Origin of the sequence: Thermovirga sp. (assembly GCF_017656375.1) — a bacterium.
In the GTDB taxonomy this organism is placed as follows: Bacteria; Synergistota; Synergistia; order Synergistales; family Thermovirgaceae; genus Thermovirga.
This window is the reverse complement of sequence record NZ_JACDOB010000003.1, coordinates 1-13,173: the sequence shown is the minus strand read 5'-3', so window position 1 is coordinate 13,173 and position 13,173 is coordinate 1. Positions and strand designations below refer to the sequence as shown.

General features: G+C 41.3%; 11 protein-coding genes and 3 tRNA genes. 13 read left to right on the top strand and 1 reads right to left on the bottom strand.

The window, feature by feature from the left end; genetic code table 11:
* The first annotated feature begins 1 nt into the window (after position 1).
* The 11 genes from rbfA (at position 2) to H0Z23_RS02260 (ending at position 11,115) form a co-directional block, all read left to right on the top strand.
* Positions 2-364: a 30S ribosome-binding factor RbfA gene (rbfA, locus tag H0Z23_RS02310; RefSeq protein ID WP_296867348.1), complete on the top strand. Its 363-nt coding sequence runs from the start codon at positions 2-4 to the stop codon at positions 362-364.
* On the top strand, positions 361-1,350 hold the full coding sequence (locus H0Z23_RS02305; RefSeq protein WP_296867347.1) for a bifunctional oligoribonuclease/PAP phosphatase NrnA: 990 nt from the start codon (positions 361-363) through the stop codon (positions 1,348-1,350). The genes rbfA and H0Z23_RS02305 overlap by 4 nt, the downstream gene beginning before the upstream one ends.
* Positions 1,322-2,260, top strand: a complete 939-nt coding sequence (gene truB, locus H0Z23_RS02300; protein ID WP_296867346.1) for a tRNA pseudouridine(55) synthase TruB — start codon at positions 1,322-1,324, stop codon at positions 2,258-2,260. Before H0Z23_RS02305 ends, truB begins: the two co-directional genes overlap by 29 nt.
* A 1-nt stretch (position 2,261) precedes the next feature.
* Positions 2,262-3,182, top strand: coding sequence for a riboflavin biosynthesis protein RibF (ribF, locus tag H0Z23_RS02295; protein ID WP_296867345.1), 921 nt, complete (start codon positions 2,262-2,264; stop codon positions 3,180-3,182).
* 76 nt (positions 3,183-3,258) lie between these two features.
* Positions 3,259-3,334 (top strand) — tRNA-Arg (locus H0Z23_RS02290).
* A gap of 118 nt (positions 3,335-3,452) precedes the next feature.
* Positions 3,453-4,109 carry a protein-L-isoaspartate(D-aspartate) O-methyltransferase gene (locus tag H0Z23_RS02285; protein ID WP_296867344.1) on the top strand — a complete coding sequence of 219 codons (657 nt, stop codon included), beginning with the start codon at positions 3,453-3,455 and terminating at the stop codon, positions 4,107-4,109.
* 29 nt (positions 4,110-4,138) lie between these two features.
* Positions 4,139-4,702 carry a DUF1850 domain-containing protein gene (locus H0Z23_RS02280; RefSeq protein ID WP_296867343.1) on the top strand — a complete coding sequence of 188 codons (564 nt, stop codon included), beginning with the start codon at positions 4,139-4,141 and terminating at the stop codon, positions 4,700-4,702.
* Between the two features lie 122 nt (positions 4,703-4,824).
* Positions 4,825-6,804 (top strand): TRAP transporter permease, encoded by a 1,980-nt coding sequence (locus H0Z23_RS02275; RefSeq protein ID WP_296867342.1) that lies wholly within the window; start codon positions 4,825-4,827, stop codon positions 6,802-6,804.
* Positions 6,805-6,899: 95 nt separating this feature from the next.
* A complete protein-coding gene (ileS, locus tag H0Z23_RS02270; protein WP_296867341.1) occupies positions 6,900-9,689 on the top strand; it encodes an isoleucine--tRNA ligase in 2,790 nt (929 codons plus the stop codon).
* Positions 9,690-9,740: 51 nt separating this feature from the next.
* A complete protein-coding gene (locus H0Z23_RS02265) occupies positions 9,741-10,106 on the top strand; it encodes a TraR/DksA C4-type zinc finger protein (RefSeq protein ID WP_296867340.1) in 366 nt (121 codons plus the stop codon).
* Positions 10,107-10,134: 28 nt separating this feature from the next.
* Positions 10,135-11,115: an RluA family pseudouridine synthase gene (locus tag H0Z23_RS02260; RefSeq protein WP_296867339.1), complete on the top strand. Its 981-nt coding sequence runs from the start codon at positions 10,135-10,137 to the stop codon at positions 11,113-11,115.
* Here H0Z23_RS02260 and H0Z23_RS02255 read toward each other — a convergent pair.
* Positions 11,066-12,739, bottom strand: a complete 1,674-nt coding sequence (locus H0Z23_RS02255) for an NFACT family protein (protein WP_296867338.1) — start codon at positions 12,737-12,739, stop codon at positions 11,066-11,068. The genes H0Z23_RS02260 and H0Z23_RS02255 overlap by 50 nt on opposite strands.
* A gap of 224 nt (positions 12,740-12,963) precedes the next feature.
* On the opposite strand from H0Z23_RS02255, the gene H0Z23_RS02250 reads away from it, so the two are divergent.
* Positions 12,964-13,050: transfer RNA gene (locus H0Z23_RS02250), tRNA-Leu, on the top strand.
* Between the two features lie 48 nt (positions 13,051-13,098).
* Positions 13,099-13,172: transfer RNA gene (locus tag H0Z23_RS02245), tRNA-Met, on the top strand.
* The last annotated feature ends 1 nt before the right edge of the window (position 13,173 follow it).

Sequence of the window (13,173 nt, the reverse complement as noted above, 5' to 3'; positions counted from 1 at the left end):
GATGCAACGCATCAATAGAGAGCTTTTGCGGGAAATTTCTATTCTGTTACAGAGTGAGATAAAGGACGAGCGAGCTAGAAAAGCCGTACTAATAGAAGTTGATTGTTCTCGGGATCTTAGTCACGCAAAAGTCTATTACACTACCCTGAGAAGAGAAGATAGGGATGAGGTGCAAAAGGGCTTAGAAAAAGCATCTAAGTTGATTCGTGCCATTTTGGGAAAGCAGATGCACCTAAGGCAAATACCAGAGCTAAGATTTGAATATGATGTGGTTGAGGAAAAAGCCAGAAAGTTAGAGGCAGTGCTGGACTCTATAAAATTTACTGAGGATGAGAGGAAGGAAGGTTCGGAGAAAAATCAATGAAGAAGCTTTTGGCCTCTATAAGGGAAGTCCTCCTGCGCTCTGATTGTTGGGTTATTTTGGCCCATGAGAAACCTGATGGAGATACCTTAGGATGCGGTAGTGCTTTGGTGCGAAGGGCTAAAATGTTGAACAAAAATGTTATATGGTGTGGCCCTGATAAAGCTCCAGATATTTATAAATTCCTTTTTGGGATAGAGTATTATAAGGATTTAAAGAGTGTTGTGGTACCTGCTGGCGCGGTAGTTATAGCCGTTGATATTGCTTCTTTGGATAGGACTACCAAATTGTTGTTATCTGAGGATGTTGGGAACGTTATAGTTAATATAGATCATCATGGGGATAATAGTAATTACGGCAAGTTGAACTTAATAGAGGAGGATGCTTCCTCGGTAGCTGAAATTGTTTGGTCTTTGTACAGAGAGTATGGCTGGGAAATGTCTAAAGAAGAAGCCCTTGGATTTTATGTTGCCCTGGCAACAGACTCGGGGCATTTTCGCTTTTCTAACACATCTTCTCAAACCCACATTGTAGCCTCTGATCTGCTAAGGATAGGGAAGTTAGATCCCCAAAAAATTTTTACGCAAATATACGAAAACAGATCCATAGAGAAGGTACGCTTATGGGGGAGGGCATTTACAAATACAGAACTTCACTTGTCGGGTAGATTATGTATGTGTTCTTTGACAGGTAGAGATTTTGATGAATGTGGCGCAGAGAAAGAAGACACGGAGCATCTTGTAAACGAACTTCTGTCTATAAAGGACGTGCTAATAGCTGTCTTACTTGTGGAAGAGGGAAAGGGCACCAAAGCAAGCATTAGAACTAGAGAACCAATGGATGCTAGAGAAATTGCCCAAATATGGGATGGTGGAGGACATATAAGAGCAGCAGGTTGTAGAATAGATCATCCTGTAGAAATTGCGAAGAGGATTATGCTAGAAAAAGTCGGGGAGATATATGCAAGGCGGAGTTATTTTACTGAATAAACAGCGTGGGGAACGAAGTACTACATGTGTCAATAAGACTAAATTGTTATTGGGCAAGAATTTTAAGGTTGGACATGCAGGTACGTTAGATTCTACGGCGGAAGGCCTGCTGGTGATTTTATTTGGAAATATGACTAAAGCTTCTAGTTTTATAATGGGACTTCCTAAGGTCTATGAAGTAGAAGCTCAGTTGGGATATGAGACTGATACGTTGGACTTCAGTGGAGAAATAGTTGCGAAAGCCGATGCAGTGAAGTATGTGACGAAACAAGACTTAGAAATGTGTCTTTTCACCATGTTGGGTTGGATAAATCAGGTTCCTCCAAGGATTTCTGCTGTAAGAATAAATGGTAAGCGATCTCATTTATTGGCGAGAAAGGGGTTAGATGTTGTCCCCGCTGCAAGGGTTGTCCGCATTTATAAAATAGAAATGGGCGAATACAATTTGGAAAGTAAACTGTTTTCTTTTAGGGTCTTTTGTGGAAAAGGCACATATATACGCAGCATAGTTAGAGATATAGGCAGAGCTTTAGGCTGTTATGCTACAGTGGTTTCTCTGAAAAGGACCTACGTGGGCTCTAGTGGAGCGCATGAAGGTGTTACTTTAGAACAACTACAAGAAGGTAATGTTGAAAGATATGTAAGAGCTCCTTATGAAATAATAAAAAATTACACGATATATTCCATTCCTCAAAATCTGCAAAAGTGGGTTAAATGTGGTAATTTTGTATATCCTTCGCAGCTTTTAAGAATGCAGTGGTCTCCTTTTGGTGTAAGCAGGCACGTAGTTTTAGTTGGAGAGGACTTTTTTTCATTTGCTGAATATCAAATAGTTTCAGGTAAATGTCTTTTGAAACCTATTAGGACCATCCTCTGTGACAGAGAAGACCTAGGGAAGGAAGATTTCTAAGGTGATAATAGTTTTAGGAGCTTTCGACGGTTTTCATAGGGGGCATCAAAAGTTGTTTAAGACAGCTGAACAAATGGCGTCAGGTATGAAGGACTCTTGGGGAGTAGTTACTTTTTCTCCTCATCCGCAAGCCGTTCTTTCAAGTGATGGGTTTTCTTTTCTTTTTACGGAAAGAGAGAGAGAAGTTCTGGCTCGATTCTTGGGTGTTCCCGAGTTAGTGCGAATACCATTTACAAGGAGTTTAGCGGAGATGAAGCCAGAAGATTTTGTGAATTTTTTAGAGGAGAGATTTTTCGTACGCGGGTTAGTAGTTGGCGAGGATTTTAAGTTTGGACGCCTTAGAAAAGGCAATGCTCTTATGCTTAAAGAACTTGCTCTGGCGAAAGGATGGCAGACCTCCATTGTGTCCAAGGTGACCTTTGGGGGAGTGAAGGTGAGCAGCTCAAGGATAAGGGAACTTATTTCTTTAGGTGACGTCAAGGTGGCTGCAGGGATGTTGGGGTATCCATTTTTTTTGAATGCGACCGTATCTCATGGAGAAGGCCGAGGTGTGGCTTTAGGCTTCCCTACAGCCAATATTGTTCCATGTGCTGGCAAAATTGTACCAAGTAGGGGAGTGTATGCAGGTGCAGTGGTCATAGAAGGTAAGATTTACCCTACAGCGATAAACATAGGGTTCAACCCTACGTTTGAGGGAATTAGGTCTTTGAGAGTAGAGTCCCACGTTATAGGGTTTAATGGCGATCTTTATGGCAAAAAAATAGCCTTATTTTTCTTAGATAGAATAAGAAATGAATCCAGGTTTGCATATATCCAAGATTTGATAGCTCAAATAAAGAAAGATGTAAAAGTAGCTGTAGATTGTTGGGAAAGAGCGGAGGAATATAGGAAGAGTATAAAGATGCTCGGTATTCATGTGTGAATGTTTTTTAATTACAAAAATTTTTCTTCCCCATTGAATTAAGCCTTACGGCATGGTAATATTACTTTTGTTTTGCGGGCCTGTAGCTCAGAGGATAGAGCAACGGCCTCCTAAGCCGTAGGTCGCCCGTTCGAATCGGGCCAGGCCCGCCACTTGTACCGCAAAGTATCACTCACCTCTTTTAACTATTCTCTTCGTTTGTCTGTTATGGGTTTTCCAGTATAATTTTGTTGCGAAGGTTTTATACTGCGCGGGAAGATGTGGTGTGATATGGCTATTTGGGGAGAAAATTGGGTTGAACTTTCTAAACGTATGGTAAGAGAGCAAATTGCAGCTAGAGGTATTTCTAATAGTAAGGTTTTGGATGCCTTAACAAAGGTGCCAAGGCATCTTTTTGTTTCTGATGATTTGCAATTTATGGCCTACGATGATTGTCCTTTACCTATAGGTTATGATCAAACCATATCTCAACCTTATATGGTTGCTCGAATGACAGAACTGCTAGATCCTAAGCCTGGTGAGAAGATATTGGAAATAGGTACAGGTTCAGGATATCAGGCAGCTATATTGGCTTATTTGGGTGCAGAGGTTTTCTCTATCGAGAGGATCGAGCCTTTAGCTGAAAGGGCTAGACGAAACCTAAAAAGAGTGGGATTGAAGGCTTCTATTTTTTTAGCTGATGGCAAGTTGGGGTTACCAGAAAAAGCTCCATTTGATGCGATTATTGTGACGGCTGCATCGGCAAAAGTATCAAAAGCCTGGGAAAAGCAACTGAAAGGTAACGGAAGGATATTGTTGCCTTTGCATTTACACCCTGGTGTTGAGCGATTGTTGTTAAGAGTTTATAAAAGAGAAAAAATTGAGGAAAAATGGTATGATTACTGCCGTTTTGTTCCATTGTTGTCTGGATTAGAAAAGTTGGGTTAGTTGTTAATAAATCAAGGAGTGGGTTGTATATGGTATTTCCATTGAGAAGACTAAAGTTTACTATTTGGTTTTTATTAGCGCTTTCGTGTTTTGCCTTTATTTTTTTTGTTCCCATTCAGACTGTTGAAGTTAAGGTGGCTAATAGCCTTTGGCTTAGGATACCTGTGTCTGTAGGGGGAAGGTTTGAGACATTATATGTGCATTCCGTTCAGAAAACCCCGGTCATAGATGAGTATGTGATCAGTTGTGGGAGAATATGGCAGTGGCAAGAGAAAGTTAAATCTCATAATGCCGGCCTTCCTTTTGAGGTGCCCAGGAACGGAAAGTTTATTGCATCAGATGAGTGGTTTTATTTTAGAGGAGGGCGGTTTAATTGGAATGTTTTCTTTTTGAGGGTTGGCAATCACATCTTGGGAAAAAATGTTATTACTTTTAGACGTGGTTTTATAGATAACGCTGCAGGAGCAAGAACTTATAAGTTGTTCGCTATCGTGCAAGGAAAGAAACTTGCTGTAGGTTTGTCTCCTATAACAATTGCGATGAGCTTGTTTTCAAAGGAGAGCCTTGTCATCTTGCCCAATATGGTAGAATAAACAGCACGCTTATATACCCAAGAGAGTGTCTGCATTTGGAGGTGGAGCAGGTGTAAGAGAGCTCGGGCGACAATATGACAGCTATCATCTTTATATTTAAATCATAAAGAGGAGGTATTTCGATGAAAGAAGAAGCCAAACCGAAGAGCGGTACCACGATAAAGATCGAAGAAATTGAAAAAGAAGCAGAAAAAATCGATCTTGATGAGCTTCGCAGGAAATATGATAGTGAAGCCAATACCCGTGATTTGAGAGGATGGTACGCTGCGATGGTTACCGTTCTTGCGGTAGCCTTGTCGGCATTTCATATTTATACGTCGGGGTTTGGTTTGTTGCTTGCAATAAAACAAAGAGCTATTCATTTAGCATTCGTTCTCTTTCTTGTTTATATATTGTACCCCCCCAAGAAAAAGGGAGTCATAGAAACTAAGGTTCCTTGGTATGATTTTGTTTTGGGGGGATTAGCAGCATTTGCAGCTCTTTACCATGTCATATTTTTCAACGATATAATTATGAGGGCCGGTCTTCCAACTACCATGGATCTTACTGCGGGATTCATAGGAATCCTGTTGCTCCTTGAAGCAACTAGGAGAGTGTCAAATCCCATTTTGCCAGGCATAGCTATATTCTTTCTCTTCTATTGTTATGCAGGCAGATATTTCCCCGCCATGTTTGCACATAGGGGTTTCAATGTGATGAGAATAATAAATCACATGTATATGGGGACTGAAGGTGTATTTGGCATCCCTCTTGGCGTTTCAGCAACTTTTGTTTTTATGTTTATACTCTTCGGATCGTTTCTTGAACAGACTGGAATGGGGCGTTTTATTATAGACCTTTCTATGGCTTTGGCGGGATGGTCAACAGGTGGACCTGCCAAGGTGGCTGTTGTGAGCTCTGGTTTAATGGGATCCATCTCGGGGTCCTCTGTTGCTAACGTTTGTACTACAGGAATGTTTACCATCCCACTGATGAAAAGCGTAGGTTATAGACCCTATTTTGCTGGGGCGGTAGAGGCCGTAGCGTCCACTGGAGGCCAGATAATGCCTCCAGTTATGGGAGCTGCTGCTTTCATAATGGCTGAGTTTTTGGGTGTTCCTTATCTTAAGGTCGCCCTTGCTGCAGTTGTGCCGGCTTTGCTCTACTATTTCGCAGTTATAGTGCAAGTTCATTTTGAAGCTTCTAGGTTGGGCTTAAAGGGTCTTCCACGAGAACAGCTGCCCAAAATATTTCCTCTACTAAAAGCTAAGGGACATCTTTTAATTCCGTTGTTTGGAATAATCTATTTCCTTTTGAGCGGCTATACGCCACTTAAGGCTGCTTTTAATGGGATATTGCTCACTGTTGGCGTGTCTTTCTTGAATAAAGAGACAAGAATGACTATTCCTAAGTTAAAAAATGCGCTGGAATCTGGTGCCAAAGGGGCTTTGGGAGTAGCCTGTGCATGTGGTACTGTGGGGATAATTGTCGGAACGGCTACCTTGACAGGTCTTGGTTTGCGAATCGCCAGCGCAATAATTGCCCTTTCGGGAGGAATATTGATTGTTTCTTTGCTTCTTACTATGGTGGCATGTATTTTGCTTGGGGCGGGCCTTCCAACTACAGCCAACTTTATAGTGACAAGTACTATGGCTGCTCCAGCTTTACTACAGTTAGGCGTTGCTCCTATGGCTGCTTATATGTTCGTGCTTTACTTTGGAATTGCTGCAGACTTGAGTCCTCCTGTAGCTCTGGCAGCATATGCGGGAGCAGGCATTGCTGGGGCTGAACCTATGAAGACAGGCGCAACAGCGGTGAAATTGGCTATTGCTGGTTTCCTTGTTCCTTATATCTATGTATTTAACCCAATGCTGGTATTGGTTGGTTTTGAGCCAATTCCATATGCAGTATCAATAGTGACAGCATTACTTGGAGTCTTCTTGCTTGGTATGGGATCCATAGGTTATTATAAAGCTGAGATGGCAATATGGCAGAGAGCGGTTGCTATAGGTGGGGCTATAGCTCTGCTGGTACCAGGGCTTACAACAGATATAATAGGTTTGGTAATACTGGTGATGATGTTCTTAATACAGAGGAAAAAGGCCAAAGCAGTCGTTGCGTAAAGCTCTGTTATTTTGATCGCTGTAGAAGAATTAATTATGCTGAGAGCTGTCGAAGAGGGTGGCAGCTCTCAGTTTACAATAGGAGGAGATAAAGGATGCCTGAAGATTATAAGAACACCTTAAATTTGCCCAAAACATCCTTTCCAATGAGAGCCAATTTGGCCAAGAAAGAACCGGAGTTTTTAAGGTTTTGGGATTCTATGGGGCTATATGAAAAGCTAAAGGAGTCTCGTAGTGGAGCTGAAAAATTTGTACTACATGATGGTCCCCCATATGCCAACGGGAATATTCATATAGGTACTGCCTTTAACAAAATACTGAAAGATTTCATACCTAAATACAAATGGATGAAAGGCTATTATGCGCCATACGTTCCCGGTTGGGATACTCACGGATTGCCCATAGAACTGAGGGTGCTGAAGGAAAAAAAAATAGATAAGGAAAAGATACAACCACCCAAACTTAGAGAGCATTGTATGGAATATGCCCAGAAATATATTGATATACAGAGGTCTGAATTTCGGAGATTAGGAGTTCTGGGAGATTGGGAAAATCCATATATAACATATAAATCCCAATACGAGGCTGCTCAAATTGGGGTTTTCGCGGATATGGTCGAGCGGGGGCTCGTCTACAAGGGCAAAAAGCCTGTTTTTTGGTGTACAGATTGTCAGACAGCCTTGGCCGCAGCAGAAATAGAGTATGAGGATGAGACTTCTCCTTCTATATATGTAGCATATCCATTTAAAGATAACCAAGATTTGGCTGATGAGCTCAAGGGAAAAGAGTGCTATACGGTAATTTGGACTACTACGCCTTGGACTTTGCCAGCAAGTATGGCTGTTGCAATCCATCCGGATCACAAATATGCCTTTATGGAAGCGGAAGATGGCAGAGTTTTTCTTCTGGCTGATGAATTGAAGGATGAAGTTGAGCAAAATACAGAGATAAAGTTTGTGAGAACAATTCTTACCTTAAAAGGCAAAGATCTTGAGCGACAGAAATTGCAACATCCTTTCTACGATAGGGAAATTCCCATAGTGTTAGCAGATTATGTAGGATTGGATCAAGGGACTGGATGTGTACATACAGCACCAGGACATGGTATAGAAGACTTTGAAACTGGTATCAAATATGGTTTGGAGATTCTGAATCCTGTTGATGGTAAAGGGTTCTTTGTTGAAAATACGCCATTAGTGGGTGGCCTCTCTTTAGATGAAGGCGGTAAGAAAATTATGTCTATCCTTTCAGAGAATGGCCGCCTTTTAGGAGTATCAAAAATTACCCACTCATATCCCCATTGCTGGCGTTGTAAGAAGCCAGTTATATTTAGAGCTACAGAGCAGTGGTTTGTGTCTGTTGAGGCTTTTAGAGCTAAAGCATTAAGCGAGATTGATAAGGTAGAATGGATCCCTGACTGGGGACATGATAGGATCGCTAATATGGTAAGAGATAGATCCGATTGGTGTATAAGTCGCCAGAGGGTTTGGGGAGTACCAATTCCTGCTTTTTACTGTGAAGAATGTGGGCATACTATCGTATCTCCAGATAGGATAAGAAGAGTACAAGCCCAAATAGAGGAGAAGGGGTCCAATTGTTGGTGGGAACTTACCCCAGAGGAACTGCTTGGAGACCTGGCATTCTGCCCTAAATGTAAAGGCAATAAACTGAGAAAAGAAACAGATATCATGGATGTGTGGTTCGATTCGGGATGCAGTCATATAGCAGTATTGGAGACTCGACCGGAACTTAAGTGGCCTGCTGACTTATACCTTGAGGGGAGTGATCAGCATAGGGGTTGGTTCCAAACATCACTGCTTACATCTGTGGCAACGAGGGATGAGGCTCCTTATAAGTCTGTTTTGACTCATGGGTTTATCGTTGATGGCGAGGGAAGAAAAATGTCCAAATCTCTTGGGAACGTTATAGCACCCCAGGAGATAATAGGTAAATATGGTGCTGATATTTTGAGGCTATGGGTTGCATCAACAGATTACCGTAATGATATTAGAATTTCCGAAAATATTTTGAAAAATCTTGTTGAATCGTATAGGAGGATAAGAAACACAGCACGGTTTCTGTTGGGTAATTTGTATGATTTCGAGCCCCTAAAGAATAGGGTAGCGTATGATAAACTGGAGGAAATGGATAAATGGATTCTCTCCAGGGTTCAGAACCTTATTAAGAGGGTAACTAAGGGATTTGATGAATATGCGTTTCACCTGCCTACCTACATGATTCACCATTTTTGCGTTAATGACTTGAGTGCCTTCTACCTTGACGTAAGCAAAGATAGACTTTATGCGGAAAAACCTAAATCTCATAAGAGACTCAGCTGCCAGACGGTTTTGTGGGAAATTCTCGTGAACCTTACTAGAATATTATCTCCAATATTAAGTTTTACAGCAGAGGAAATATGGCAGGAGATGAGGAAAATAGATGGTTCTCTGGAAGAGAGTGTGTTTTTGGCAAGATGGCCTTTGATAAATCAGGAATACGTAAATGAAACCCTAGAATCTAAATGGGCAAGGATATTGGAAGTCAGGACAAAGATAACTAAGGGGTTGGAAATTGCTAGAAGCCAAGGGTTAATTGGCCATCCCTTGGAGGCTCAAGTAATTATAGAAGGGGCTTCTGTGGATGACGAGGATATAAAATTACTTACCCCTGAAGAATGGGCAGAAGTAATGATTGTGTCCGGTTTCTTCTTGAAAAAGGAACATTCTCCAGAGGCAGACCATATTAGGTTTAAGGACGATGATATAGGTATTCAAATGGTCGTGGAAAAAGCAGGAGGTACGAAGTGCCCTAGGTGTTGGAAGTATTCTAAGTCAGTTAATGAGAATGGCTTGTGTGAAAGGTGTTATAATACGCTACATGAATAAATGTTATTTGCATTTGTTATAGCCATAGAGCAAAATATTGGAGGCTATGAAATGAACAAGGCTGAGCTTATGCTTAAACTTGAAAAAGAAAGACGAAAACTGGCCGAGCTAATATCGTTAGCTGAGAGCAAGGGAGAAGATGTTCCTGGGCCAGATCACCCTGATCATCTGGCGGAGCATGCCTCTGAACTAGCGCATAAAGAATATAAAGCAGGAGAGGTTGCATCTTTAAAATATTTGCTCAAGGAAGTGGAACATGCACTAGCAAAGCTTGAAACTCACTCTGATAAGTTTGGTTACTGTGAAAAATGTGGCCAAATTATAGAGGAAGAACGACTCAATGCAAAGCCGTGGGCTAGATACTGCCTCCGATGCAGAAAGAATTACGAAGGGTCTATAACAAGGCGCAAGAAATGAATTCTGGATCTATGGGTGTCAATATAGAATGATTGATTGTAGGAATAACAGCACGAAAAATGCATTGGCCGACGAAGAACATGAAGTTACGTGTTTGGTCGTCGGCCAAAATTATGAAGGATATAGGCTGGATGTGTTTCTTTCTGAAAAGATTGAGAGATCAAGGTCTCAGATACAGAAACTCATAAAGGATGGCCTTGTATCCGTAAGAGGATTATCTTCCGTTAAGTCCTCGGCTCGTTTACAAGCAGGGATGGAAGTAATGGTAAGAATGCCTTTAAATGAAGCTCTTACTTTGGCTCCGGAAGACATAGAATTTGAGGTGTTATATGAAGATGAAGACCTAATAATAATTAATAAGCCTGCGGGATTGGTTGTACATCCGTCCCCTGGACATTGGAAAGGGACTCTAGTTCAAGGACTTTTAGCCCGGTATCCAGATTTATTTCAAGGAGAAAAATCACTACGGCCTGGAATTGTTCATCGGCTTGATGCAGGAACGTCAGGACTTATGGTGGTAGCAAAACATGTTAAAGCCCATGAGAGAATGTCTATGTTATTCAAGGCCAGGTCCGTAGCAAAAGAGTATTTAGCCCTTGCATGGGGAGCCCCCAAAAACCGTACTGGATTAATTGATTTACCTATTGGAAGGGATAGCAGAAACAGGCTTCGAATGGCGGTTACACCAAAAGGCAAGAGAGCCATTACTAGGTATCAAGTGCTATGGACATGTAATGGCTTCAGCTTTATTAGATGTCGCATATACACTGGGCGCACCCATCAAATAAGAGTCCATCTTAAGTCCCTAGGTTGTCCATTGGTAGGCGATAAACTTTATGCGCCCAGAAGAGACCCGGTTTTCGAGTCTGAGAGGATATTTTTACATGCATGGAGGCTTGCCTTCCCACATCCTATTACTGGTGTGAATTTATCCTTTCAATGTTATTTGACGGAAGAACTTATAGCTGTTCTTCAAGATGTTTTTTCCAATAAGTTGGGGAGACCATAATAGATTTATAATTGTTATAAGTTACTTGTGCTACAGTTCCTTTCTGTGGTGCGACGTGTTTTTTCTTTGTATAATCAACAGCGATTCGACTTTCCGATCTTCCTTTGCTGTAGTAGGCAGCTATAGATGCTGCGAATATCAAGCGAGGGTCTTCAGGTGAAAAATCCTTTCCTTTTGAATCGGTTCTTCTGAGTATTACGTGAGCCCCGGGTTTGTCTTTCACGTGAAGCCAGATGTCATCATTTTTAGCTAACCTGAAAGTTATGTAGTGATTCGATTTTTGGTTTATTCCAGCAAAAATTATGGCTCCTTCAAGATCGTAGCGAATTATAGGCAAACCTTTGCTTCGTTTGTTTTTTTTGTCAAGATTATGGGATACAAGTTCTTTCGATAACGCTAAAATTTGGGTTGGATCATCTATTGATCTTATACCTTCAACGGTTTCTTGTAACTCTTCGTAACGGCCTTTATAGGCTTTAAGTAGCCTTTGCGCTTCGCCGTTTTTGTCTTTATATTTTTTTGCCTTTTTGAAATATATTTGAGCATTTTCGACGACACTTTTTTGGGGGTTAAGCTTTATAGTTATTTTTTGAGGTGGCTCCACGGTCCAGTCTTCCAGGATTACTTCTTCAGAGTTAGAGGGTATGTTGTGTTGCCATGCAATTAACAGGTTCCCCATCTTCATCCACTGCTCAGACTTTTGAGCCATGGTAACCAAATTTGCTAACCCCTCTATTCGTGCTTTATATAAGTGCATTTCAGCCAGCAAAGGTTCCAATATCGTATTTTTTAGGGCGGTGCTTTCTTTTTGCAGCAAAGGGTAAAAAACGAAAGCTTTAGTAAACTCAATGGCTTTTTGGCTTTGAGCCATAATAGGGTCGGCACCTGGCAGAATGATGGGGAAAAAGGTTATATAGTTTCCTATTTTTTGAAACGATATATGTTCCATGTTTTCGGGAGAATAGATCATTTTTGATAGCCATTCACGCCATGTCTCAGGGGTATACTGATTCCATAACTCTTTTATTTTTTTCTCTAGATGTTTTCCTACGCCAACAAGCCTTTGAGGCAGTTCCGATGGAAGGTTCCTACGTATTTCTGCTAATGTGGCCCCTTCTATTGGGGCTGGGGGTGAGTATACTGTGCCCTGCAGCACCAGAGAAGATGACCTTCCATCGAAGCTTTTCAGTTTTATTGCATCAATTATCTTTTTCTCTTCAGTCATCAGGATAAGGTTGCTCTTGTGGGCCATTATTTCAAAAACAACGTAGTATCTTTGAGAAAAGCCTGCTCCTAAAGTTTTTTCAAAGGCTATTTCAAGGATGCGGTCGTTATTAATTTGGGTGCATGCAACTAGTTTTGCTCCTGTAATATGTTTTTTGAAAGTTTGCTCAACACGCAGAGGCCTGGAAAAATGGGAGACAAGCAGTTTTGCTGAAGCTTTTCCAATAGAGGCTATACCGTAATACTCTGGGTCCAAAGAGAAGAACAGAGCTTTAGAGTGGTTGGTGAATTGCACCACCATCCATTTTTCTCCGAAATCTAATCTTGCAATTCTTTTGTTTTTGAATTCCTCCGATATATCTGAACTCCAAGCCGCTACCATTTCTGGACCAAATGCCATTTTTCTGTCTCCTATATACAAGGGGTTATGTGTGTTGAACTTAAAAAACAAGAGTATTTTAAAGGAACAGTTCCTTTTTGCATATAGTTTGTGGGTTATAATATGTACGCGATATAAGTGAAAAACGTGTAGGAGTGGATTTGGATTTCCCGTTTTTTTGAGTTTAAGATTTATTCGACATCTTGACAGAACAAATATAGCAGTGTAATATCCTGTACGCACGCGGGAGAGTGGTGGAACTGGTATACACGAGGGACTTAAAATCCCTTGGCTGTAAAGCCTTGAGGGTTCGAATCCCTTCTCTCCCACCAACAGAGGCTGGTGTGCTATGATATAGTTTAATAATAAAAGTTTAGCATCGCGGGGTGGAGCAGTCAGGAAGCTCGTCGGGCTCATAACCCGAAGGTCGCAGGTTCAAATCCTGCCCCCGCAAC

Excerpts from the sequence above, each read along its gene's own strand:
- H0Z23_RS02305 (WP_296867347.1), top strand. The coding sequence starts at position 361 with ATGAAGAAGCTTTTGGCCTCTATAAGGGAAGTCCTCCTGCGCTCTGAT.
- truB (WP_296867346.1), top strand. The coding sequence starts at position 1,322 with ATGCAAGGCGGAGTTATTTTACTGAATAAACAGCGTGGGGAACGAAGT.
- H0Z23_RS02275 (WP_296867342.1), top strand. The coding sequence starts at position 4,825 with ATGAAAGAAGAAGCCAAACCGAAGAGCGGTACCACGATAAAGATCGAA.
- rbfA (WP_296867348.1), top strand. The coding sequence starts at position 2 with ATGCAACGCATCAATAGAGAGCTTTTGCGGGAAATTTCTATTCTGTTA.
- H0Z23_RS02260 (WP_296867339.1), top strand. The coding sequence starts at position 10,135 with ATGATTGATTGTAGGAATAACAGCACGAAAAATGCATTGGCCGACGAA.
- H0Z23_RS02265 (WP_296867340.1), top strand. The coding sequence starts at position 9,741 with ATGAACAAGGCTGAGCTTATGCTTAAACTTGAAAAAGAAAGACGAAAA.
- ileS (WP_296867341.1), top strand. The coding sequence starts at position 6,900 with ATGCCTGAAGATTATAAGAACACCTTAAATTTGCCCAAAACATCCTTT.
- H0Z23_RS02255 (WP_296867338.1), bottom strand. The coding sequence starts at position 12,739 with ATGGCATTTGGTCCAGAAATGGTAGCGGCTTGGAGTTCAGATATATCG.
- H0Z23_RS02280 (WP_296867343.1), top strand. The coding sequence starts at position 4,139 with ATGGTATTTCCATTGAGAAGACTAAAGTTTACTATTTGGTTTTTATTA.
- H0Z23_RS02285 (WP_296867344.1), top strand. The coding sequence starts at position 3,453 with ATGGCTATTTGGGGAGAAAATTGGGTTGAACTTTCTAAACGTATGGTA.